The organism is Pseudomonas sp. NPDC086566, assembly GCF_050280885.1.
Lineage (GTDB): Bacteria > Pseudomonadota > Gammaproteobacteria > Pseudomonadales > Pseudomonadaceae > Aquipseudomonas > Aquipseudomonas vlassakiae.
In genome coordinates this window covers 300,387-323,284 of sequence record NZ_JBNNWD010000004.1, presented here as the reverse complement: position 1 = coordinate 323,284, position 22,898 = coordinate 300,387, and the positions used below count along the sequence as shown (strand labels likewise).

Annotated in this window: 18 protein-coding genes and 1 riboswitch; of the genes, 9 read left to right on the top strand and 9 right to left on the bottom strand. The window is 63.6% G+C overall.

The features are described 5' to 3' along the window. The first annotated feature begins 117 nt into the window (after window positions 1-117). Window positions 118-1,269: a murein transglycosylase A gene (mltA, locus tag ACQKPS_RS11410; RefSeq protein ID WP_254482803.1), complete on the top strand. Its 1,152-nt coding sequence runs from the start codon at window positions 118-120 to the stop codon at window positions 1,267-1,269. A gap of 93 nt (window positions 1,270-1,362) precedes the next feature. On the opposite strand, the gene ACQKPS_RS11405 is transcribed toward mltA, so the two are convergent. Next, window positions 1,363-1,749 (bottom strand): MAPEG family protein, encoded by a 387-nt coding sequence (locus ACQKPS_RS11405; RefSeq protein WP_254482801.1) that lies wholly within the window; start codon window positions 1,747-1,749, stop codon window positions 1,363-1,365. A 27-nt stretch (window positions 1,750-1,776) separates the two neighbouring features. Then, window positions 1,777-2,610 carry an EamA family transporter gene (locus ACQKPS_RS11400; RefSeq protein WP_427604076.1) on the bottom strand — a complete coding sequence of 278 codons (834 nt, stop codon included), beginning with the start codon at window positions 2,608-2,610 and terminating at the stop codon, window positions 1,777-1,779. A 312-nt stretch (window positions 2,611-2,922) separates the two neighbouring features. Here ACQKPS_RS11400 and ACQKPS_RS11395 point away from each other — a divergent pair, with 312 nt between their 5' ends. After that, the gene (locus ACQKPS_RS11395) at window positions 2,923-4,158 is read left to right on the top strand and encodes a cation:proton antiporter (protein ID WP_254482797.1); all 1,236 of its coding nucleotides are present in this window, start codon (window positions 2,923-2,925) and stop codon (window positions 4,156-4,158) included. Between the two features lie 32 nt (window positions 4,159-4,190). Here ACQKPS_RS11395 and ACQKPS_RS11390 read toward each other — a convergent pair whose 3' ends face one another. Next, the gene (locus ACQKPS_RS11390; protein ID WP_054884326.1) at window positions 4,191-4,592 is read right to left on the bottom strand and encodes an acyl-CoA thioesterase; all 402 of its coding nucleotides are present in this window, start codon (window positions 4,590-4,592) and stop codon (window positions 4,191-4,193) included. Between the two features lie 179 nt (window positions 4,593-4,771). After that, window positions 4,772-4,868, top strand: a riboswitch (S-adenosyl-L-homocysteine riboswitch). A 20-nt stretch (window positions 4,869-4,888) separates the two neighbouring features. On the opposite strand from ACQKPS_RS11390, the gene ahcY reads away from it, so the two are divergent. From ahcY to ACQKPS_RS11370, 4 genes are all read left to right on the top strand, one after another. Continuing rightward, the gene (gene ahcY, locus ACQKPS_RS11385) at window positions 4,889-6,298 is read left to right on the top strand and encodes an adenosylhomocysteinase (protein ID WP_099815603.1); all 1,410 of its coding nucleotides are present in this window, start codon (window positions 4,889-4,891) and stop codon (window positions 6,296-6,298) included. 126 nt (window positions 6,299-6,424) lie between these two features. Then, entirely contained in the window at window positions 6,425-7,270 is an 846-nt protein-coding gene (metF, locus tag ACQKPS_RS11380) for a methylenetetrahydrofolate reductase [NAD(P)H] (protein WP_254482796.1), read from the top strand. A 94-nt stretch (window positions 7,271-7,364) separates the two neighbouring features. Beyond that, window positions 7,365-8,441: a hypothetical protein gene (locus tag ACQKPS_RS11375; RefSeq protein WP_427604073.1), complete on the top strand. Its 1,077-nt coding sequence runs from the start codon at window positions 7,365-7,367 to the stop codon at window positions 8,439-8,441. A 310-nt stretch (window positions 8,442-8,751) separates the two neighbouring features. Continuing rightward, window positions 8,752-10,653 carry a DEAD/DEAH box helicase gene (locus tag ACQKPS_RS11370; protein ID WP_283724892.1) on the top strand — a complete coding sequence of 634 codons (1,902 nt, stop codon included), beginning with the start codon at window positions 8,752-8,754 and terminating at the stop codon, window positions 10,651-10,653. 68 nt (window positions 10,654-10,721) lie between these two features. On the opposite strand, the gene ACQKPS_RS11365 is transcribed toward ACQKPS_RS11370, so the two are convergent. The 3 genes from ACQKPS_RS11365 to ACQKPS_RS11355 all read right to left on the bottom strand — a co-directional run bounded on the left by ACQKPS_RS11365 (window position 10,722) and on the right by ACQKPS_RS11355 (window position 13,898). Then, the gene (locus tag ACQKPS_RS11365; protein ID WP_427604070.1) at window positions 10,722-11,321 is read right to left on the bottom strand and encodes a YceI family protein; all 600 of its coding nucleotides are present in this window, start codon (window positions 11,319-11,321) and stop codon (window positions 10,722-10,724) included. A gap of 34 nt (window positions 11,322-11,355) precedes the next feature. Continuing rightward, window positions 11,356-11,907, bottom strand: a complete 552-nt coding sequence (locus ACQKPS_RS11360) for a cytochrome b (protein WP_283724893.1) — start codon at window positions 11,905-11,907, stop codon at window positions 11,356-11,358. A gap of 206 nt (window positions 11,908-12,113) precedes the next feature. After that, window positions 12,114-13,898 carry a flavin monoamine oxidase family protein gene (locus ACQKPS_RS11355; protein ID WP_427604068.1) on the bottom strand — a complete coding sequence of 595 codons (1,785 nt, stop codon included), beginning with the start codon at window positions 13,896-13,898 and terminating at the stop codon, window positions 12,114-12,116. 213 nt (window positions 13,899-14,111) lie between these two features. Here ACQKPS_RS11355 and ACQKPS_RS11350 point away from each other — a divergent pair, with 213 nt between their 5' ends. The 3 genes from ACQKPS_RS11350 (at window position 14,112) to ACQKPS_RS11340 (ending at window position 16,863) form a co-directional block, all read left to right on the top strand. Further along, the gene (locus ACQKPS_RS11350) at window positions 14,112-14,603 is read left to right on the top strand and encodes a hypothetical protein (protein WP_254482790.1); all 492 of its coding nucleotides are present in this window, start codon (window positions 14,112-14,114) and stop codon (window positions 14,601-14,603) included. Window positions 14,604-14,681: 78 nt separating this feature from the next. Next, window positions 14,682-16,088 carry an adenosylmethionine--8-amino-7-oxononanoate transaminase gene (locus tag ACQKPS_RS11345; protein ID WP_427604066.1) on the top strand — a complete coding sequence of 469 codons (1,407 nt, stop codon included), beginning with the start codon at window positions 14,682-14,684 and terminating at the stop codon, window positions 16,086-16,088. A 52-nt stretch (window positions 16,089-16,140) separates the two neighbouring features. Beyond that, window positions 16,141-16,863 (top strand): 16S rRNA (uracil(1498)-N(3))-methyltransferase, encoded by a 723-nt coding sequence (locus ACQKPS_RS11340; protein ID WP_427604064.1) that lies wholly within the window; start codon window positions 16,141-16,143, stop codon window positions 16,861-16,863. 8 nt (window positions 16,864-16,871) lie between these two features. Here ACQKPS_RS11340 and trhA read toward each other — a convergent pair whose 3' ends face one another. Genes trhA through ACQKPS_RS11325 form a run of 3 tightly spaced genes read right to left on the bottom strand, consistent with a single transcriptional unit; the run spans window position 16,872 to window position 22,896 of the window. Then, a complete protein-coding gene (gene trhA, locus ACQKPS_RS11335) occupies window positions 16,872-17,489 on the bottom strand; it encodes a PAQR family membrane homeostasis protein TrhA (protein ID WP_254482785.1) in 618 nt (205 codons plus the stop codon). A gap of 51 nt (window positions 17,490-17,540) precedes the next feature. Then, window positions 17,541-18,014 (bottom strand): chemotaxis protein CheW, encoded by a 474-nt coding sequence (locus tag ACQKPS_RS11330; protein WP_254482784.1) that lies wholly within the window; start codon window positions 18,012-18,014, stop codon window positions 17,541-17,543. Further along, complete coding sequence (locus ACQKPS_RS11325; protein WP_427604062.1) at window positions 18,007-22,896, bottom strand: Hpt domain-containing protein; 4,890 nt, start codon at window positions 22,894-22,896, stop codon at window positions 18,007-18,009. The genes ACQKPS_RS11330 and ACQKPS_RS11325 overlap by 8 nt, the downstream gene beginning before the upstream one ends. Window positions 22,897-22,898 lie beyond the last annotated feature (2 nt).

Here is a 22,898-nt window from a genome sequence, read left to right as displayed (position 1 = left end):
CAGTCACTTCAGCCTACGCAAAGGGGCGGCCAGTATCGCCGCCTGTCAGGCAAAGACCAATAGCCACATAAAACACAAGGGCGAATCTTCATGTTCGCCAGCCACAGGTAACCATTGATGAAATCTGCCCTGCGCCATCTGGCCTGGACACTCCCGGCACTCGCCCTGCTGGCCGGCTGCAACGGCGGCGAAAACGCCAAGCCCGAGCCTCATGCCATTGCTACCTATGCCCCTGCTACCTGGAAAGACCTGCCTGCGGTCAGCGATGAAGACCTGCTGGCCGGCTTCTACGCCTGGCGCAGCGGCTGCGAGAAACTCAAGCGCGACCCGGTGTGGGCCGCCACCTGTGAAGCGGCCGGCAACGACACGGCGAGTGCCACCCAGGTACGTACGTTCCTTGAGCAGAACCTGCAGGTGTATGGCCTGCGTGCCGCCGACAACAACGCCAACGGCCTGATCACCGGTTACTACGAGCCGGTCTACCCCGGCAGTCTGAAGCGCACCGAAGCGGCCCACGTGGCGGTTTATGGCGTACCCGAAGACATGATCGTGGTCGATCTGGCCAGCGTATACCCCGAACTCAAGGGCAAGCGCCTGCGTGGCCGCCTGGACGGTCGCGTGCTCAAACCCTACGACACCGCCGAGGTAATCAGCCGCGATGGCGTCAAGGCGCCTGTGCTGGCCTGGCTGACCGATCCGATGGACCTGCAATTCCTGCAGATCCAGGGTTCGGGCCGGATCCAGCTGGAGGATGGCCGCCAGCTGCGGCTGGGCTACGCCGACCAGAACGGCCACCCCTACCGGCCAATCGGCCGCTGGCTGGTGGAGCAAGGCCAGTTGAAAAAAGAAGACGTGACCATGGGCAGCATCCACGCCTGGGCCATGGCCAACCCGCAGCGCGTGCCGGAACTGCTGGCCAGCAACCCGAGTTATGTGTTCTTCAGTGCTCGCCCGGACAGCAACGAAGGGCCTCGCGGCTCGCTGAACGTGCCGCTGACCGCTGGATATAGCGTGGCCATCGACCGCAAGGTGATTCCGCTGGGTAGCCTGCTGTGGCTGTCTACCACGCGCCCGGATGGGTCGCCGGTGGTACGCCCGGTGGCGGCCCAGGACACGGGTGGAGCGATTGCCGGCGAGGTGCGTGCCGACCTGTTCTGGGGCACCGGGCCAGAGGCCGGTGAGCTGGCGGGGAACATGAAGCAGCAGGGGCAGATCTGGATGCTGTGGCCCAAGGGCAAGGCGTTGCCTGAGGTGCCTAAAGTGCCTTGATCGGCGGTGGATTCTTCGCGGGCTCGCCCGCTCCCACAGGTATCGCGTCAGCCTTGTGGGAGCGGGCAAGCCCGCGAAGCAGGCGACTCGGTTTCAGACGGAAACCACAAAGAACGCCACGATCATCGCCAACCCGGCAAACCACACCAGCGACCGCAGCGCTGCCCAGTCCGCCAGGTAGCAGATGATGTAAAGCAGGCGGCTGGTGATATACATCACCCCCAGCACATCCTGGGTTACCTGCTCGGCATTGCCGACGATATCCGCCACCAGTACCGCTGCGGCAAACGCCGGGAAGGCCTCGTAGCCGTTCTGCTGCGCGGCATGGGCACGCCTTGGCAGGCCCGACAACGTATCAAGGAAAGCACGCGGATCATGATTGTCCTTCAGGCCGAAGCGGCCACTGCTGACCTTGGCGATCAAGGCACACAGCGGGTTCAACAGCAGCGCGATCAGGATGCACCACAGGGCAACGGTCATGCTCATGACTCCTTGTTCGAAAATGGGTTAGAGCTTCATCACCAGCATACCTGCCAGGACCAGCCCGCAAGCTAGGAGTCTCGGCCCGCCAAAAGGTTCTTTGAGGTAGCGCATGCCCATCAGCACCACCAGGATCACACTCAACTCGCGCAGGGCCGCCGCTTCGGCCACAGACCCCAGGTGCATGGCCCACAGCACCAGTGCGTAACTGAACAGTACGCAAAAGCCCACCGCCAATCCCAAACGCCATTGGGAGCGCCAGAACAGCACGAATGGCGCCCGCCGCGCCACCCCGGCCAGCAACGGGAATGGCCAGGCGCTGAGCAGCGTCAACCACACCAGGTAATCCCAAGGCTTGCCCCACAAACGCACCGCCTGGCCATCGAACCAGGTGTAGCAACCGATACACAGGCCGATCAGCGCTACCACCGGCAACATCGACCAGGGCAACCGATCACCCCCTCCGCCTTGCCACAACAGGCAAGCCATGCCACACGGGATCAGCAGGATGCCGATGATCTGCTGCTGGGTGAGCGACTCACCTGCAAACGCCAGGGTCAGCCCCAATACGACCAGCGGTGACAAGCCACGCATCAGAGGATAGACCAGCCCCAGATCACCGACCCGATAGGCCTGGATCAGCAAGAACCGGTACAACTGCTCGGCCAGCGCCGAAGCCAGCAGCCAGGGCCAGATCCCGGCGGGCGGGATCTCAGTGAAGGCTACGGCACACACGGCGAACAGCAGCGCCACGGCATCCATGCTGGCGATCACCAACAGGCGCTCGGCGCTGAATTTGATCAGGGTGTTCCAGGTCGCGTGCAACAGGGCGGCGACCAAAACCAGGGAAGTTGCCAGCACGCCTTTGAATCCTTGTGACGTTTTTTGAGGGATGAATATATAGCGTTGGGCTGCGGGTTGCCTGGGATGTATACGCCGGTAGAGTTTCAGCGCCTGGGAGATCGAGCGCCGCGCGGGCGGCGCTCGATCTCCCAGGCGCTGAACATGTTGCGGCATGCCCCCAGCCGCCATAATGCGCCCTCTAACCACAACCACCCGGAACGTTTCCAACAATCCTGGTCAAATCCTGTGTCCCGACCCCCTCGCCAGATCATCAAAGAACTGCCCGAGCCATTCGGGTACGACTTGGAAGCCACTGTCACAGGATTCGGGATGCTTGAACTAGTTGCCGCGTTTATCTGCCTCACCACCCTCCTCACCTACGTGAATTACCGTTTCATCGGCCTGCCACCCGCCATCGGCGTGATGGTCACGGCGTTGCTGTTCTCCCTCATCCTGCAGGGCCTGAGCCTGATCGGCTTCCCCGGCCTGGAAGAACGCGTCGAAGGCCTGATGAACCAGATCGATTTCAACGACCTGCTGATGCACTGGATGCTGGCCTTCCTGCTGTTCGCCGGGGCATTGCACGTCAACCTCAGCGACCTGCGCAGCTACCGCTGGCCGATTGGCCTGCTGGCCACCCTGGGCGTGCTGATCGCCACCGTGGTGATCGGCTACCTGTCGCACTGGGTATTCGCCCTGTTCGGCTGGCAGGTGCCGCTGATCTACTGCCTGTTGTTCGGCGCGCTGATCTCCCCGACCGACCCGATCGCCGTGCTGGGTGCGCTGCGTACCGCCAATGCCTCCAAGCCATTGAAGACCACCATCGTCGGCGAATCGTTGTTCAACGACGGTACCGCGGTCGTGGTGTTCACCGTCCTGCTGGGCATCATCCAGCTGGGCGAGACGCCGGGCGTCGCCGACACAGCCCTCCTGTTCGCCCGCGAAGCCATCGGTGGGGTGCTGTTCGGCGGTGTGATCGGCTATGCCACCTACCGCATGATCAAGAGCGTCGAGCAGTATCAGGTCGAGGTGATGCTGACCCTGGCGCTGGTGATCGGTGGCTCGGCGATGTGCTACGAGCTGCATGTTTCGGCACCGATCGCCATGGTGGTCGCGGGGTTGATCATCGGCAACCTGGGCCGCAACCTGGCGATGAACGACATGACCCGCCGCTACATGGACGGGTTCTGGGAACTGATCGACGACATGCTCAATGCCCTGCTGTTCGCCTTGATCGGCCTGGAGCTGTTGCTGCTGCCGTTCAACTGGCTGCACCTGGCGGCGGGTGGTGTGCTGGCGCTGGCAGTGCTGCTCTCGCGGCTACTGACCGTGGCCCCGGCGATCGTGCTGTTGCGTCGCTGGCGGCCGGTGCCCCAGGGCACCATCCGCGTGCTCACCTGGGGTGGCCTGCGGGGCGGCGTGTCGGTGGCCCTGGCGCTGTCGCTGCCAATGGGCGACGAACGCGACCTGCTGCTATCGATCACCTACATCGTGGTGTTGTCGTCGATCCTGGTGCAGGGTTTGAGCATCGGGCGCGTGGTGCGCAAGGTCAGCGTACAACCTTGAAAACACTGGGGCCGCCCAGCGGCCCCAGACTGTCATTCGACTGCTGAATCCGGGAACTGGTCCTGGATGTACTTGATCTCGGTCCGCCCGTGCGCCGCCGGCAGGCCATCCTCACCCAGGTTGACGAAGACCATCTTGTCGACCGTCAGAATGCTCTTGCGGGTGATCTTGTTGCGTACTTCACACTTGAGGGTGATCGAGGTGCGGCCAAACTCGGTGGCGGTGATGCCCAGCTCGATGATGTCGCCCTGGCGCGAGGCGCTGACGAAGTTGATCTCCGACATGTACTTGGTCACCACGCGCTGGTTGCCTAGCTGGACGATCGCGTAGATCGCCGCTTCTTCGTCGATCCAGCGCAGCAGGCTGCCGCCGAACAGCGTGCCGTTGGGGTTGAGGTCTTCGGGTTTAACCCATTTGCGGGTGTGAAAGTTCATCTGTACTCCTGACCGGCTTGGCTAACGTGAAGTAATGATGGCAGAGCGGCCGCCACCGCTCCATTGAACATCGACTATCGTCGCGATAAATCGACAGAAAGCCTTGGGTGTGTCACACAGCCACGGCTATAATCGCTGCCGATTCTCATGGCTGCCCACACTGGCGGCCATCCCGCCACCCATCCGAGGGGCGCTGCAGCAGGCTCGGCCTGTCAGGCTCGGTTGGGGCGTTGTCCGCTGAAGCGGACGCTCAACGCACAACGGCGCCCATTCGCACACTACGAATGGAGGCTCTCATGAGCGCTGTAAACACGCCTGCTGGTTTTTCCGACTTCAAGGTCGCCGACATTTCCCTGGCCGACTGGGGCCGCAAGGAAGTCATCATCGCCGAATCGGAAATGCCCGCACTGATGGGCCTGCGCCGCAAGTATCAAGCCGAGCAGCCGCTCAAGGGCGCGAAGATCATCGGCTGCATCCACATGACCATCCAGACCGCCGTGCTGATCGAAACCCTGGTCGCACTGGGCGCCGAAGTCCGCTGGTCGTCGTGCAACATTTTCTCCACCCAGGACCAGGCCGCTGCCGCCATCGCCGCTGCCGGCATTCCTGTATTCGCCTGGAAAGGTGAAACCGAGCAGGAATACGAGTGGTGCATCGAGCAGACCATCCTGAAAGATGGCCAGCCTTGGGACGCCAACATGGTGCTGGACGACGGTGGTGACCTGACCGAAATCCTGCACAAGAAATACCCGGCCATGCTGGAAAAGATCCACGGCGTGACCGAAGAGACCACCACCGGCGTGCACCGTCTGCTGGACATGCTGGCCAAAGGTGAGCTGAAAGTCCCGGCGATCAACGTCAACGACTCGGTCACCAAGAGCAAGAACGACAACAAGTACGGCTGCCGTCACAGCCTGAACGATGCCATCAAGCGCGGCACCGATCACCTGCTGTCGGGCAAGCAAGCCCTGGTCATCGGCTACGGTGACGTGGGCAAGGGCTCGGCCCAGTCGCTGCGTCAGGAAGGCATGATCGTCAAGGTCACCGAAGTTGATCCGATCTGCGCCATGCAGGCCTGCATGGACGGCTTCGAAGTCGTTTCGCCATTCAAGGATGGCATCAACACCGGTACCGAAGCCGGCATCAACGCCGACCTGCTGGGCCGCATCGACCTGATCGTCACCACCACCGGTAACGTCAACGTCTGTGACGCCAACATGCTCAAGGCCCTGAAGAAGCGTGCCGTGGTCTGCAACATCGGCCACTTCGACAACGAGATCGACACCGCCTTCATGCGCAAGAACTGGGCATGGGAAGAGGTCAAGCCGCAGGTTCACAAGATCCACCGCACTGGCGCGGGTACCTTCGACCCGCAGAACGACGACTACCTGATCCTGCTGGCCGAAGGCCGCCTGGTGAACCTGGGTAACGCCACTGGCCACCCGAGCCGCATCATGGACGGTTCGTTCGCCAACCAGGTGCTGGCACAGATCTTCCTGTTCGAGCAGAAGTTCGCCGAACTGCCAGCTGCCAAGAAGGCCGAGCGCCTGACCGTGGAAGTGCTGCCGAAGAAACTCGACGAAGAAGTGGCCCTGGAAATGGTCCGCGGCTTCGGTGGCGTGGTCACCCAGCTGACCCCGCAACAGGCCGAGTACATCGGTGTGACCGTCGAAGGCCCGTTCAAGCCGGACGCCTACCGCTACTAAGCGGCAGGCTTGAAGCGACACGCTTCAACGCCGAAACCTGAACGATGCCCAAGCCAGATCGGCCACCACCGATCTGGCTTTTACTTGCAGCTTGCTGCTTGAGGCTTGCTGCTCGAGGAACGCCAGATGTCCCAAGATCGCCGTTACAGTTTCGAGTTCTTCCCAACCAAGACCGACGCCGGTCACGAAAAGCTGATGGGCGTGGCCCGCCAGCTGGCCCAGTACAATCCTGACTTCTTCTCTTGCACCTACGGTGCCGGTGGCTCGACCCGCGACCGCACACTGAACACCGTGCTGCAGCTGGAAAGCGAAGTAAAGGTCCCTGCCGCACCGCACCTGTCCTGCGTGGGTGACACCAAGGACGAGCTGCGCGCCCTGCTGGCCGAATACAAGGCCGCCGGCATCAAGCGCATCGTCGCCCTGCGTGGCGACCTGCCGTCGGGCATGGGGATGGCCAGTGGCGAGCTGCGTTATGCCAGCGACCTGGTCGAGTTCATCCGCCAGGAAACCGGCGACCACTTTCACCTGGAAGTAGCCGCCTATCCGGAAATGCACCCACAGGCGCGCAACTTCGAGGCTGACCTGGGCAACTTCGTGCACAAGGTCAAGGCCGGTGCCGACAGCGCCATCACCCAGTACTTCTTCAACGCCGACAGCTATTTCTACTTCGTCGAGCGGGCGCAGAAGCTGGGCGTGGACATCCCGGTGGTGCCCGGCATCATGCCGATCACCAACTACAGCAAACTGGCGCGCTTCTCCGATGCGTGCGGCGCCGAGATCCCGCGCTGGATTCGCAAGCAGCTGGAGGCATACGGCGACGATACGGCGAGCATCCAGGCCTTTGGCGAAGAAGTCATCACCCGCATGTGCGAACAACTGCTGCAAGGCGGCGCACCGGGCCTGCACTTCTATACCCTCAACCAGGCCGAGGCGAGCCTGGCGATCTGGAACAACCTGAAACTGCCGCGCTGAAACTTTTTGGCATCATCAGATTCTGAAACAATTAAGGCTTTAGTCGTAGACTAGGGCCTTATTTACTTTGTGGCTCTGATAGGTGTCGTCTGCAATGCAACATTTCCTGCCATCTCGCCCTCAGCTCGTGTACTTGGCGTTCGGCCCGGCCACCTATCATCAGGAAGCCTGCTTCAGCATTGTCAGCGCAATTACGCATCTGGGGGGCAGTGCCAATCTGGCCATCGACATCCAGGTCTATACCGACAATGCCGAGCCTTACGGCAAACTGCCAGTCACCGTTCATCTGCTCGACGAGGCTACCCGCAAGGCCTGGAACCAGCCACACGGCTATCATTTTCGCAGCAAGCATGTGCTGTTGCGCCAGGTGCTACAGCAACACCCTCAGGCGGTGCTGATCGACACCGATACCTTCTTCCGCAAGTCGCCGCTGCAGCTGTTCCAGCGGGTCAGACCCGGCACGTTGTTGTGCAATGCCATTGGCGCGCGCTATGGCGCGAACCAGCAGTGCCTGCTGTACACCAACCTGCTCGGCATTCTCGAGTCACGCGGCCTGGCCGACTGCCAGATGCCGCTGGTCAACTCCGGCGTGATCGGCCTCTGCGCCGAGGACACCGATGTACTGGACCGCTCCATTGCCATGATGGACGAGTTCTACCCGCTGGCCCGCACCGCCTACACCCTGGAAGAGTTCTGCCTGGCGGTGGCCGCTTACCGCAAGATGGAGCTGGCCGAATGCACAGACGTCATTCACCACTACTGGAGCCGCAAGGCCCAGTTCCGCGCCAAGATCCAGGCCTGGCTGGGTAAACACGGCCATGACCCACTGGGGCCTGCCGCGCTTGCCGATGTGGCATTGGTCAACGACCAACTGCCACGCCCTCCGGCCTTGCAGCGCTTGGGTTACAAGGCCTTGAGCCTAACCATGCCCAGCCGCGAGCGCCAGTTCGTACGCGAACTGCTGTATGGCTGCTACCCCTACCCCAACGAGTTCGATCGCGCTTGTGCATCGGCCTGGTGGGACAAGGCGCTGGAGAACCTCAACGAACGCCATGGGCGCATCGAGCCCGAGCAATTGCGTCAGTGCCTGCGCCACCCGAGCCTACGCCTGTCACTGGGCGGCCGGCGCAAGGATATCGAGGCGCACCTGCTGCGTTCGTCGCATCGCTGAGGCCCTACGAGGCGATTATCGAACACTTCATCGACGGCGCAGGCGATCTTGTGGGCGCCGTTGAGCAGCAGGAAAGCAGCACGCGGCGTCAGCTCTGTTATACTCGGGCCTTCCCGCCCGGCTCACGCCCGGACGCTCGGCCTCGCAACAGGCATCCCGATCGGCATCGACGCCCCTTGGCGTCCACCCTCCGCTTCCCGGATGTGCAGTGAAAGCCCAGCTGGACCGGACGCGATCGCATCCCCTGGATGCCCGTCGCGCCAGGCAGAACATCCCAACGGGCCCAGCCCACACGAGAACAGGATTGCCCATGTCCTTTGCTTCCCTCGGTCTCTCCGAGGCTCTTGTCCGCGCTATCGAGGCAGCGGGCTACACCCAGCCGACTCCGGTGCAACAGCGGGCCATTCCCGCCGTGTTGCAAGGCCGCGACCTGATGGTTGCCGCACAGACTGGCACTGGTAAAACCGGCGGCTTCGCCTTGCCGATCCTTGAGCGCCTGTTCCCGGCCGGCCACCCTGACAAATCCCAGCGTCACGGCCCGCGCCAGCCGCGCGTCCTGGTCCTGACCCCGACCCGCGAGCTCGCCGCCCAGGTACACGACAGCTTCAAGGTGTACGCCCGCGACCTGCCACTGGTCAGCGCCTGCATCTTCGGCGGCGTCGGCATGAACCCGCAGATCCAGGCCATTGCCAAGGGTGTCGACGTGCTCGTCGCCTGCCCGGGGCGCCTGCTCGACCTGGCCGGCCAAGGCAAGGTCGACCTGGCCCATGTGGAAATCCTGGTCCTCGACGAAGCCGACCGCATGCTCGACATGGGCTTCATCCATGACGTGAAGAAGGTCCTCGCCCGCCTGCCGGCCAAGCGCCAGAACCTGCTGTTCTCGGCGACCTTCTCCAAAGACATCACCGACCTCGCCGACAAGCTCCTGCACAACCCGGAGCGTATCGAGGTCACCCCGCCAAACACCACCGTCGAGCGCATCGAGCAGCGCGTCTACCGGCTGCCCGCCAGCCACAAACGCGCCCTGCTGGCGCATTTGATCACGCTGGGCGCCTGGGAACAGGTTCTGGTATTCACCCGCACCAAGCACGGTGCCAACCGCCTGGCCGAGTACCTGGAAAAGCACGGCCTGACCGCTGCCGCTATCCACGGCAACAAGAGCCAGAACGCCCGCACCAAGGCCCTGGCCGACTTCAAGGCCAACAGCGTACGCGTGCTGGTGGCCACCGACATCGCCGCCCGAGGCCTGGACATCGACCAGCTGCCCCACGTGGTCAACTTCGAGCTGCCGAACGTCGAGGAAGACTATGTGCACCGCATCGGCCGTACCGGCCGTGCCGGGCGCTCGGGCGAGGCCATCTCGATGGTTGCGCCGGATGAAGAAAAGCTGCTCAAAAGCATCGAGCGGGTCACCAAGCAGAAGATCCCGGATGGCGACCTGATGGGCTTTGACGCCAGCCAGGTAGAAGCTGAAAAGCCTGAAGTGCGCGAGCGCCAGCAGAACAGCGGCCGCGGCGGTCGCAACCAGCAGGCCCGCAGCGATGGCGGCAAAGACGCCAACGGCGGCCGCAAGGACAAGGGCAAGGACAAAGGCAAGGCCAAGCAGCAGGCAGCGGACAAGCCGGCCGACAAGGAAAAGTCCGGCGACAAGCAACAGCAGCAGCGCAAGCCGCGTGACAAGAAGCCGCGCCAGCAACAGCAGGCCAGCAACAGCCCTATCCCGAAAGCCGCTGCCGACCGTGATCCAGAGGAATTCCTGGACGACGATATCGACAACTTCGGCAACCGCGCCGACTACGTCAGCCCTTACCAGAACGCTAAAGGCCAAGGCCGCAACCGCCGTCCGGGTGGTGCAGGTCAAGGCCAGGGCCAGAGCCAAGGCACAAGCCAGCGCAGCAACAACGGCGGTGGCCAAGGCCGCAATGCAGGCGGCCAGCAGCGCAGCGGCGGCGGCGGTGGCGACAAGCGCCCACGCAATACCAACGGTGGTGGTGCACGTCGTGACAACAATGGCGGTGGCCGCAACCGCTCGGCCGGGCGTAACGATGCCTCGCGCCAGGAGCCGGCAGTGCGCAGCACCCGCGAACAGCACCAGCCCGTGATCATCCGCAAGGAATCCAAGCTCGACCGTTACCCGACGCCAGAGCAGCTGGATGACCTGCCGAGCCGCCCGCGTGGTGAGCGACCTGCGCTGCTCACCCGCAAAGGCTGAGTTCATGCATCAGGCATAAAAAAACGCCGCCCAATGGGCGGCGTTTTTTTATTGCCTGTTCAGCAATATCACTTCTGCTGAACACCTTCGAACACGAAGTACAGCTCAACTTTATCGGACAGCGGGCCCAGGTCCATGGATTTCGGCGCGAAATCCTTGCGGTTGATATCGAGCTTGCCCTCGAAGCCGGCACGGTAGCCGCCCCATGGGTCCTTGCCTTCACCAATGAAGGTGGCCTTGATCACCACCGGCTTGGTCACGCCGGTCAGGGTCAGATCACCGGCGACATCGGCAGTCAGTTGGCCTTCGGCGTTCTTGCCGGTCGGGGTCACCTTGGTCGACTTGAAGGTGGCAGTGGGGTACTCGGCTACGTCAAGGAAGTCTTTGCTCTTGATGTGCTTGTCCCGCTCGGCGTGGTTGGTATCCACGCTCACAGTCTTGAGGGTGACGTCGATCTTGCTGGCTTCAGGCTTGGCTGGGTCCCAGCTGAAGTTACCATCCCAGTCCTTGAAGGTACCGGTGATGAAGCTGTAGCCCAGGTGGCTGATCTTGAAATCAACGAACGCGTGCTGGCCTTCCTTGTCGATCTCGTACTCGGCAGCCATGGCCTGGCCGGCGGAGAACAGAGCGGTACCGAGCGCCAGAGCGGCAAAAGTCTTTTTCAACATCCTTACTTCCTTCCTATGCAATTGAGGTTGAGAGTCAAGCTTTGCGGCCCAGCATGCGGGTCAGGGTCGCGTCACGGTCGATGTAATGGTGTTTCAGGGCCGCCAGGGCATGCAGCACGGCGAAGATCACCAAGCCCCATGCCAACCACAGGTGGATCACGCCGGCGACGTCCGCCTGGTCGGGCAGGTCGCTGACCAGCGCCGGTACGTCAAACAGGCCGAACACCGGAATGCCGACGCCGTCGGCAGTGGAAATCAGGTAACCGGCGATCATCACCGCAAACAGCCCGAGGTACAGCGCCAGGTGCCCCAGCTTGGCCGCCACGCGGGTGAATGCCCCGTGGTTGGCCGGTGCCGGCGGTGGCGGGCTGATGAAACGCCAGACCACACGCAACAGCATCACCGCCAGCAATACCAGGCCGATGCTCTTGTGCAGGTCAGGGCCGGCCTTGCGCCAAGGGTCGTAGTAGCCGAGATCGACCATCCACAGGCCCAGGCCGAACAGGCCGAAGACTGCCAGTGCAACGCCCCAGTGCAGGACGATGCTGACCACGCCATAGCGAGATGGTGAATTGCGCAGTTGCATGATGACGTAGTTCCCCGTGAAAGCTGTGCACAGACTAGCGCGTAACGTATCGAATAAAAGCTTAAAAAACTGCTTTGGATTATCGAGAAATACGATTAATAGTGTGTAAGTTACCTATTAAGGAAACATTAACAATAGTTGGAGAGTTAGCGGTTTCCAGTACCGGCCCCTTCGCGGGTGAACCCGCGAAGGGGCCGGCAATGGATTCAGTTTGCCTTGGCCTGGGTATCGGCTACTGGCTTCTTCACCGGCTCTGATTTGACCGTGGCCTTCTTCGCCTCGACCGGCTTTTTCGTCTGCTTGGCTGCAGGCTTGTGCGCCGGGGCATGCTTGGCCGGGGCTGCCTTGGTCGCGGCGGGCTTGGTCGCGGCGGGCTTGGCCGGCTCTTCCTTGGCAACGACTGCAGGTGCAGGGGTAGCGGGGGCGACGGCAGGAGCTGGTGCCACTGCTGGTGCGGCTTCCTCAACCTTGGCAACCGGCGCAGCCTTCGCCTCAGGCTTGTCGGAACCGCCGAACAGACGGGAGAAGAACCCGCCGCCAGTGTCCTTCTTCGCCACTGCGGCACCGGCTGTCGCCGCTGCCGCGACGGTCGCAGCCTTGGCCGGGTCGAACGACTTGCCGGCGAGCAAGTCCTGTACCTGGCTGGCAGCACGCTGGCCGCTGCGCAGGGCGCCTTCGAGGGTGCCTGGGTAGAGCGCATCGGTGTGCTCACCGGCAAAGGTGATGCGCTGCACCGGGCGCTCCCACAGGCGCCAGTACTTGCTGATCTGCCCTGGGCCGTACGCCAGGTAAGCGCCACCGGTACCGGCATCGATGCTGTAACGCTTGACCTCGTAACCGGTGAACGCACCGCGGGCCTTTGGATAGAACGCATGCAGGCGGATCAGCACCTGGTCGACCATCTGTTTATCGCCAAAGGCCTGCAGCAGCCGCGCATTGTCACCCGACAGGTTGATCACCACGTTGGCACCGCCCTTGAGCGCCGGCTCGATCCACAGCATGCCGAGGCCGGCGTTACTGAAGATCTCGCCCGACATGCGCGCGCGACTTTCCCATACAGGTTGCTTGAACTTGAGCATCAGCTGGTCGCGCCAGCCGTAGTTGGTACCCTTGAGCGCCGCCATGTGCTGGGTGTCCAGGCCAGGGGTGATCTGGATCTTGGCCAGCGCCCGCAGAGGGACCGCCATCACCAGGTAATCAGCCTTGTAGTCGGTGCTGCCGACCTTGACGCTGACGCCGTCCTTGTCCTGCACGATCGCCGTGACCGGTGAGCTGGTCTTGATGGTCTTCAGTTGCTTGACGAATGCCTGGGCCAGCACCGGGCTGCCGCCAGGCAGGCGCGCGGCACGCAGGTCGCGATCACTGACGCCACGGTAGACGCGGTTCTGCTGCGCGAAGTAGAGCAGCGACAGGCGCGATGGCTCGTCGTAGCGGGTACGGATCTGCTGGTTGATCAACTGGCGTGCGGTGGCCGGCAATTGCAGCTTGTCGAGCCAGGTAGCGACGTTGATCTGGTCAAGGGCGAACAGGGTGCTGTTCGCCTGCGGGTTGAGCGGGTCATCGATCGAACGGGCCAGGTCGTCGAGGGTCTTCTCGTAGCGTTTGAGCGCCTCGGCGGTAGCCGGCTGCTTGGTGGTCAGGTCGGTGGCGCTGAAATACTCGCCGTCGATCAGGTAGCCGGGAGTACGTACGAACTCTGGGGCGGGCAGTGTTTCAAGCTTGAAACGGTCCAGGTACTGGTTCAGCACCGGCTGGGCCTTGGCGTTACCGATCCATTCGCTGGTGGCCAGGCCCGAACGGCCACCCATGCCGGACTTGGCCTCCAGCAGGGTGACCTGCCAACCCTTGCTCTGCAGTTCATAGGCCGCGGTCAGGCCTGCCAGGCCGCCACCCACGACGATTGCCGAAGGTGTCTTGTCCTTTGCCAGCGCGGCGCCGCTGGACACACCGATCAATACCAACGCGCACAGGCGCACCCAAGCAGCAGCCATGTCGGCAGACTCCGAGTTGAAAATTGCAGGGATGGGAAGAGGCAGGACTGCCCCGAGAATCGATGCGCTAAGAATACGTCAGGTATTCGGACCCTGCCAGCACGGCGATATCAAGTGCCTCTGGCAACTGGCATTTTTGTCAGTAGCCAGGCTTCTGGCCATTAGGCGAAGCTGGCGCAGGTGGCTGATAAAACCGACAAAAGGAGCTGCGCCATGACCTATGAGGAGCATTTCGCACAGGTAGAAAGGCAATTCTTGTGGCATAACCAGACCGTACTCACACCCTCAGGCCTGAAGATTCGCTCCAACGGCACGTCATGGACCGGCCTGCATGAAGCTTTCAAAGGCGATGAAGGCACCGAGCTGGTGATTGGCGAGCACAGTGACGTGGAAATCACCTTCAACCAGGAAGTCGAATGCCTGCGGCTGGAGTATTACGTTGTCTGCGACCAGCACTTCGACGATGTGCAGATGCTGCTGGACACCGACGGCTACGATAGGGACCTGATCGTCCCGGTCCCGCGCAATTTCTACTGGCTTACGCTCTCCGGCAGCGGCTATACCGATTTCAGGCCGGGCCCGGTTTCCACAGCCCCCTACCATCAAGTCATCCAAGGGCCTTTTCGTCGCCTGACCATATCCACTTCACAGGCCGGTACCGTTCATATCCGCAAGCTGGAATGGACCCGCACCTGCCGTCATTGAGTACCAGCGGTTGTCCTCCCCCCTGGCTTTGCTTAGGCTTACGCGGTCAAAGCAGGCAGTAAGTCAGGAGAAGTGCCCATGGGCCTCAACGATCAGTGGATGCAACGCGACCTCAAGGTCCTGTGGCACCCCTGCACCCAGATGAAAGACCACGAGCATCTGCCACTGATCCCGATCCGGCGCGGTGAAGGGGTGTGGCTCGAGGACTTCGACGGCAAACGCTACCTGGATGCCGTGAGCAGCTGGTGGGTCAACGTGTTCGGCCATGCCAACCCGCGCATCAACCAGCGCATCAAGGATCAGGTCGATCAGCTGGAGCACGTCATTCTCGCCGGCTTCAGCCACCAGCCGGTGATCGAGCTGTCCGAACGTCTGGTCGCCATGACCCCGGCAGGGCTCGACCGGGTGTTCTACGCCGACAACGGTTCGTCGTGCATCGAAGTGGCGTTGAAGATGAGCTTCCATTACTGGCAGAACATCGGCAAACCGGCGAAAAAGCGCTTCGTGACCCTGACCAACAGCTACCACGGCGAGACCATTGCCGCGATGTCGGTCGGCGACGTGCCCCTGTTCACCGAAACCTACAAGGCGCTGCTGCTCGACACCATCAAGGTGCCAAGCCCCGACTGCTACCTGCGCCCCGAGGGCATGGGCTGGGAAGAACACTCGCGCAATATGTTCGCCGCCATGGAACAGACCCTGGCCGAACACCACGAAACCCTCTCGGCAGTGATCATCGAGCCGCTGATCCAGGGTGCCGGCGGCATGCGCATGTACCACCCGGTGTACCTCAAGCTGCTGCGCGAAGCCTGCGACCGCTATGACGTGCACCTGATCCATGACGAGATCGCCGTTGGTTTCGGCCGCACCGGCACGATGTTCGCCTGTGAGCAGGCCGGCATCCGCCCGGACTTCCTGTGCCTGTCCAAGGCCCTGACCGGTGGCTACCTGCCGCTGGCCGCCTGCCTGACTACCGACAAGGTGTACCAGGCCTTCTACGACGATTACCCGACCCTGCGCGCGTTCCTACACTCGCACAGCTACACCGGCAACCCGCTGGCCTGCGCCGCCGCCCTGGCGACGCTGGACATCTTCGAGCAGGACAACGTGATCGAGGCCAACAAGGCCCTGGCCGCGCGCATGGCCAGCGCCACTGCGCACCTGGCCGACCATGCCCATGTCGCCGAAATCCGCCAGACCGGCATGGCCCTGGCCATCGAGATGGTCCAGGACAAAGCCAGCAAGGCCGCCTACCCATGGCAGGAGCGTCGCGGCCTGAAGGTGTTCGAGCACGCCCTGACCCGCGGCGCGCTGCTGCGCCCGTTGGGCAGCGTGGTGTACTTCCTGCCGCCGTATGTGATTACCCCGGAGCAGATCGACTTTCTCGCCGAAGTGGCCAGCGAAGGCATCGACATCGCCACCCGCGACAGCGTCAGCGTCGCCGTACCGGCCAACTTCCACCCCGACTTCCGCGACCCGGGCTAGTAAACCTGCAAGCCCACAGCGTCACATGATCCCTTTTCGCCCGAGCCGAACCATGAGACTGTCCCGCTTCTTCATCGATGCCCCCCTGAGCCTTGGCGAACACGACCTGCCCGAAGCCCAGGCCCACTACATTGGCCGCGTCCTGCGCATGGCCCCTGGCGATGCCGTGCAACTGTTCGACGGCAGCGGCCATGAATACCTCGGCCAGTTGCTCGAAGTCGGCAAGAAGACGGTACGCGTCAGCCTCGACCAGGCCGTCGCCGGCCAGCCCGATTCGCCGCTGCAGGTTCACCTCGGCCAGGGCCTGTCCCGCGGCGAGCGCATGGACTGGGCGATCCAGAAGGCCACTGAGCTGGGTGCCAGCGCCATCACCCCGATCATCAGCGAGCGTTGTGAAGTGCGCCTGAAAGACGAGCGTGCCGACAAGCGCCTTGCCCACTGGCGCCAAGTGGCGATCAGTGCCTGTGAACAGTGCGGCCGTTCGACGCTGCCGGTCATCCATCAACCCGTCACCCTGGCCGAATGGCTCAAGGGCACCGAAGCCGAGCTCAAGCTGGTCCTGCACCCGGTCGCCGAGCCACTGACCAGCCATGACAGGCCGGCAACGCTGGCCTTCCTGATCGGCCCGGAAGGTGGCCTGAGCGAGGCGGAAGTCGACCAGGCCAAGGCGGCTGGCTTCCATGCCGCACGCCTCGGGCCGCGGGTACTGCGAACCGAGACAGCGCCGGTGGTGGCGCTGTCGGTCGCGCAGCAGCTGTGGGGTGATTTTTCGTAAACAAAAAGCTAACGCACGTACAGCGACACCGCCACGAAGTGCATGAGGCTGCCGACGATTACGAACAGGTGCCAGATGCCATGTGCATGGCGCAGGCGACTGTCGAGGGCGAAGAAAATGATGCCGACGGTGTAGAACACGCCGCCGGCCGTCAGCCAGGCGAAGCCGGCAGTGCCAAGACTGTTCAGCAGCGGCTTGACCGCCACCAGCACGATCCAGCCCATCACCGCATAGATGATGATCGACAGGATGCGCGCTTCCGAGCGCGGCTTGATCTCTTGCAGCATGCCGATCACCGCCAGGCCCCAGACCACGCCGAACAGGCTCCAGCCCCAAGGCCCGCGCAGGCTGACCAGGCAGAACGGGGTGTAGCTGCCGGCGATCAGCAGGTAGATCGACAGGTGATCGAGCTTGCGCATGATCACCTTCGCCCGTCCGCGCGTGCTGTGGTAGAGGGTGGAAATGCTGTAGAGCAACAGCAAGGTGCTGCCGTAGATGGAGAAACTGACGATCTTCCAGGGGTCGCCCTGCAGGCCAGCAGCGACGATCAGCCAGATGGCACCGATACAGGCCAGGACGGCACCGACCAGGTGGGTCCAGGCATTGAAGCGTTCACCGTAGTACATGCAAACACAGACCTCCTGAGGTGGGCTGGGTTCCTGAGTCAGCCTTGCATCCTACCCAAGCACAGGTTGCAGTTCAGCGTCACGCACCAGCCTTTCCAGCCCGACCAGGTCCGGCACACGCGCCACCTGCTCGCCTACCTGCACCGCGGCCAGCTCCAGGCTGCCCAGCGGCACATCCACATAATTGAGCTGGCTATCGAGCTTGCACGAGCGCGGAATGTCCTGCAGCAGCACGGCCAGGTAGCGCAAGCCGGTGTCTCCGAGCGCATTCAGCACCACGATCCGCGCCCGCTCGCCACAGGGCGTCTCACCGCCGCAGGCGGCCTCGAAACCGATCAACGGCAGGCGCTGCTGCCGCCAGTCGATCCACCCAAGGTGCCAGGCCGGGTCACCCGGTTCGCACACCAGGTTGCGCTGGCCGATCAGTTCGACCACAGCGACATTGGGCAATACCAGGGTGCGGTCGCCCAGCGGCAGCAGCAGGCCGGTGAGGCTGCTGCGTTGCCCTGCTATCAGTTCAAGCATGGGTCTGGCTCCAGTGGGCGATGCTCTGCAGCAGCACAGACTCCTGATAGGGTTTGCCCAGGTAATCGTTGACGCCGATGGCCATGGCCCGGTCGCGGTGCTTCTGCCCGGTGCGCGAGGTGATCATGATGATCGGCAGGTCTTTCAGGCGCTCGTCGCGGCGAATGCGGGTGGCCACTTCGAAACCGTCCATGCGCGGCATCTCGATGTCGAGCAACAGCACGTCGGGGCGGTGCTCTTCCAGCAGGGCCATGGCATCGACACCATCCTTGGCCGTCATCACGCTCATACCATGGCGCTCCAGCAGGCGGCCGGTGACCTTGCGCACGGTGACCGAGTCGTCGACCACCATGACCAGCGTGGCCCGCCGGGGCGCCGGGCCGAACAAGGTGCGCTGCACCCCGCTGCCACCGGGCAAGCGCGCCAGCCGCCGCTGCTGGCCACGCAGCTGGCCCAGCAGGTCGAGGATCAGCACCACGCGGCCGTCACCGAGCAAGGTCGCACCCGACAAGCCCGCCACGGCGGCGAACTGCGGGCCAAGGCTCTTGACCACGATCTCACGGCTCGGCGACAGGCTGTCTACCTGGATGGCGAACGACTGCTCCTGGGAATGCAGCAGCAACACCGGCAGCGGCACGCTCTGCCCCAGCAGCACTGGGCGCGGCAGCCCTTGTAGCAGTTCACCGAGGTAACGCAACTCGTATTCGTGGCCGCCATACACATAACGCGGGGCGTCCAGCTGATAACAGATGGCCAGTTCGGCCGGAGGGACACGCACGATGCCTTCGATGGTGTTGAGCGGTATGGCGTACTGCTCCTCGCCCAGATGAACCATCAAAGCCCGGTTGACCGACACGGTGAACGGCAAGCGGATCAGGAACCGTGCGCCCTTGCCCTGGGCCGACTCGATGGTCATCGAGCCGCCCAGTTGCTTGACCTCTTCATGGACCACGTCCATGCCCAGCCCACGCCCGGAAATCTGGGTGATCTTCTCCGCCGTGGAAAAGCCGGGGCGCAGGATGAACTGCAGGATCTCGTGATCGCTCAGCTGTGCCTGCGGGTCCAGCAGGCCGCGCTTGATTGCCTTGCGCCGGACCGCCTCCAGCGGCACGCCAGCGCCGTCGTCGGTCATCTCGATAACGATGTCGGCGCCTTCATGCAGCAAGTTCAGGTGAATGGTGCCCTGCTCTGGCTTGCCCGCGGCCAGGCGAATCTCGCGCGCTTCCAGGCCATGGTCGACTGCATTGCGCAGCATGTGCTCCAGGGGCGCGACCATGCGTTCGAGCACGCTGCGGTCGAGCTCGCCCTCGGCGTTGCCGACCACCAGCTCGACCTGCTTGCCCAGTTCGCTGGCCACCTGGCGCACGACCCGCTGCAAGCGCGGCACCAGGCGTTCGAACGGCACCATCAGTGTCGCGGTCAGGCCTTCCTGCAACTGGCTGTTCACCCGGGCTTGCTGTTGCAGCAGGCTGTAGGCCTCCTGGGCACGCTGGGCAAGGGTTTCCTTGAGGTCTAGCAGGTCGGAGGCCGATTCGAACAAAGCCCGCGACAACTGCTGCAGTTGCGAATGGCGGTCCATCTCCAGCGGGTCGAAATCTTCGTAGGCGTCCCCCTCGAACGCCTGGCGGCTGCTGATCCGCCCCTGGGTCTCGATGTCCAGGCGCAGCAGCTGGTCGCGCATGCGCTCCAGGGTGGTTTCCATCTCGTTGAGGGCGAACTGGGCATCGTTGACTTGCTGTTCGATACGGCCGCGGATGACCGAATGCTCGCCGGCCAGGTTACCCAGGTCGTCGAGCAGCTCGGCGTCGACCTTGACCATGTCGCCCGGCACCCGTTCCGGTGCCGCGGCCGGTATTTCGGCCGGGGAGGTGTCCGCCGGGACCTGGCTGGCCGCACTGTCGGTCAGTGCGGCACTGCTGAAGTTACGGATGTAGTCGATCAGCGCGGTAGCGGTGTGCAGCGGCTGGCCCAGGCGCACGGCATCGAGCATGTGCGCCAGGCGGTCATGGCAGTTCTGCAGCAGTGCGAACAGCGCCGGGCTCGGCGGCAGGCGCCCGGCGGCGAGCAGCTCGTAAAGGAATTCCAGCTCATGGGCCAGGTCGCCGATGGCGCTGATCTCGACCATGCGCGCACCACCCTTGAGTGTGTGCAGGTCACGCAGCAGGTTCTCCACTTCGACGCTGTTGCGCGGGTCGGCCTGCCAGCGCGCCAGGGCGGCGGCGGCGCTTTCGACGATGTCCGAGCTTTCTTCGAGAAAGACCTCGAGCAGCTCCTTGTCGCCGGGGCTGTCAGCATCCTCTTCGTGCTCCAGCGAGCCCGCAAGCGGCGTAACCGCATCAGCGCTTACCAAGCCGGTCGCATCCGCCGCCAGCGCACCCTCCAACACGTCGCGCAGGGCGTCGACACAGTCAGGCCGTGGGCTGAGCGCCTGTCCGGCGGCCACTTCGTCGAGCATGTCCAGCAGGGCTTCATGGGCTTGCCGGGCAACAGCGAAAAAGCGTGGGCTGGCGCCCAGGCTGCCCTCTTCCACCGCGCCGTACAGATCGAGCAGTGCCTCACAAATGGCATCCATCTGCCACAGGTCGGCAAGGTGCGCGGCGTGGCCAAGGCTGGTCAGCTCATCGAGCAAGGTTTCCAGCGGTTCGCGCTGCCCGGGCTGCTGTTGCCAGCGCGACAGCAGCGACTCGGCATCCAGCAGGATGTCCATGGCCTGGGCCAGGAAACTGGCGATCAGCTGTGGGTCACGCTTGCCAGTGCGTGTGTGTTGAGGCTCGGCATGCAGGCTGGCCAGGCGCAGGTCCACCGCCTCGCCGACCTGCTCGATCAGCTGCGCCGCCCCCGGAATGGTCGCCAACGGTGTACTGCCGAGCTGCGCCAGGCCCTGCAGGAACAAGCCATGGGCAGTGTGCAGCCACTGCATCTCCGCTGCCTGCAACGGCAACTGGTGCCCTCGGTACTCACGTACCAGGCGGTCGAAGGCAGTGGCCAGTTCGGCGATCGGCATGACCCCGGCCATGGCAGCGCTGCCCTTGAGCGTGTGCAAGGCCCGCTGCAGGCTGTCGCTGACTTCGCTGCCCTGGCCGTCGGCGCCCTGCACAAAGCCTTCCAGGCTGGCAAGGTGGCCTTGCGCCTCGTTGCGGAAGATATCCAGCAATTGCGGGTCGAGGCCATCGATGTCGGCGCTGGCCGGGGTATCGTTCTCGGCCAAGGCGTGCAGATGGCTCGCCAATTGTTCGATTTCGCTCAATTGCGGCAACTGGCCAGCTGCAAAGTCGGCCAGCAAGTCCGGCAGATGGACAAACACTTGCTGCAGCGCCACGGCGCCTTCGGGGGTCAGGGCGATGCGCCCCTCCAGCACCCGATTGAGCAGGTGTTCACCGCCCCAGGCCAGCTCCGCTACCGCCTCGGCATGCACCATGCGCCCGCTGCCCTTGAGCGTGTGCAGGTCACGGCGCACCTCGATCAACGCGTCGCGCAGGCTGTTGTCGGCGCGCCAGCGCAGCCAGTGTCGCTCGATCTCCGGCAGCAATTCGCCGGCCTCTTCCAGGAACACTTTGCGCAATTCATCATCGATGCCATCGCTGCCATCCTGCGCCTCGGACGGGCCCGCATGGCTGCACTGCACGCCCAGCGCCGTCAGGCTGGTCCGGGCCATGTCGAGAAACGGCTGAGCGTCGGCCAGCGGGTCGGCGACCCGCCATTGCAGGTAACACTCGGCGGCGCTGAGGGCCTCGGCCAGGTGGGTCAGCTCGTCCGCAGGCGGCTCCTCCTCGAGGTGCTGCAACCAGCCCTGCACATAGCCCGCACAGCCGGCAAACACTTCGGCGGCGGCCGGCAGCATGAGCATCGCCAACGCGCCACGCACTTGCTGCAACAGCCCCGGCAGAGGCTGCAGGCGCTGACGGGGCCAGCCAGACTCCAGGCAATCGCCGATCAGGTCCTTGGCCTGCTGCAATACCGACAGTGACTCGTTCAGCACCAGCTGGCGAATCTCGGCCAGGTCCGAACCGGGCAGGCCGCCCTGCCCGCCTTCCTCCAGCGGCAGGACCATGCCGTTGAGCGTGGCCTCCACATACAGCAGCGCACCGGCCACATCCATCAATACCGCGTCGTCCACCGCACGCTCACCCTGGGCCAGGGCCTGCAGCGCCAGCACCTGGTCGATGATGACCCGGCGTGGCTGCTGGAAGCCCAGCACTGCCAGGGTGTCGGCCACATGGCGCAACGGTGCGAGCAGTGCGTCCAGGTCCTCGCTGTGCTGGCGGTCGCCGCGCACGAACTGGTCCAGGCGCTCCTTGATCCGCATCAGGTCGTCGCACAGGGCGCTGACCACCGAGCGCAAAGCGTCACGCCCCGGCCCGGCCTGCATCTGCTCCCGCCAGCTGCCCAAGGACAAGTCGAGGTTGGCCAGGTCATCGGAGCCGGCAAAGCGCTGCGCGGCACCGCTGATCAGGCTGGCCTGGGCCAAAGGCTCGACGCCGCGGCAGGCACGCAGCTGATTGAGCAGCGGCAGCATCACCAGGGGCAGGTCATGGCGCGCTCCGCGCAACCGCTCCAGGTAGGACGGCAACTGCTCCAGGCCTCGGAACAGCGGCCCCAGGCAGTCGCCGCGGGGGCTTAACTGCCCCTCGGCCAAAGCCTTGGCCAGCAACTCGAGCTCTTCAGCCAGGCGCGTGGCACCGCGCAGCTCGAGCATGCGTAGGCAGCCGTGCACTTGATGCAGGTTATCCACAACGAAGGCCAGCATCGACAAGTCGTCGGTCTCGCCGGCAAAGCGTTCCAGGGCCTGACGGGCCTGGCTCAGGCAATCGAGAATGGCGGCCCGGGTCCAGGCCAGGGCCACGGTATCGTGGCGTTCAGGGCTTACGACGGCAGAAGCCATGG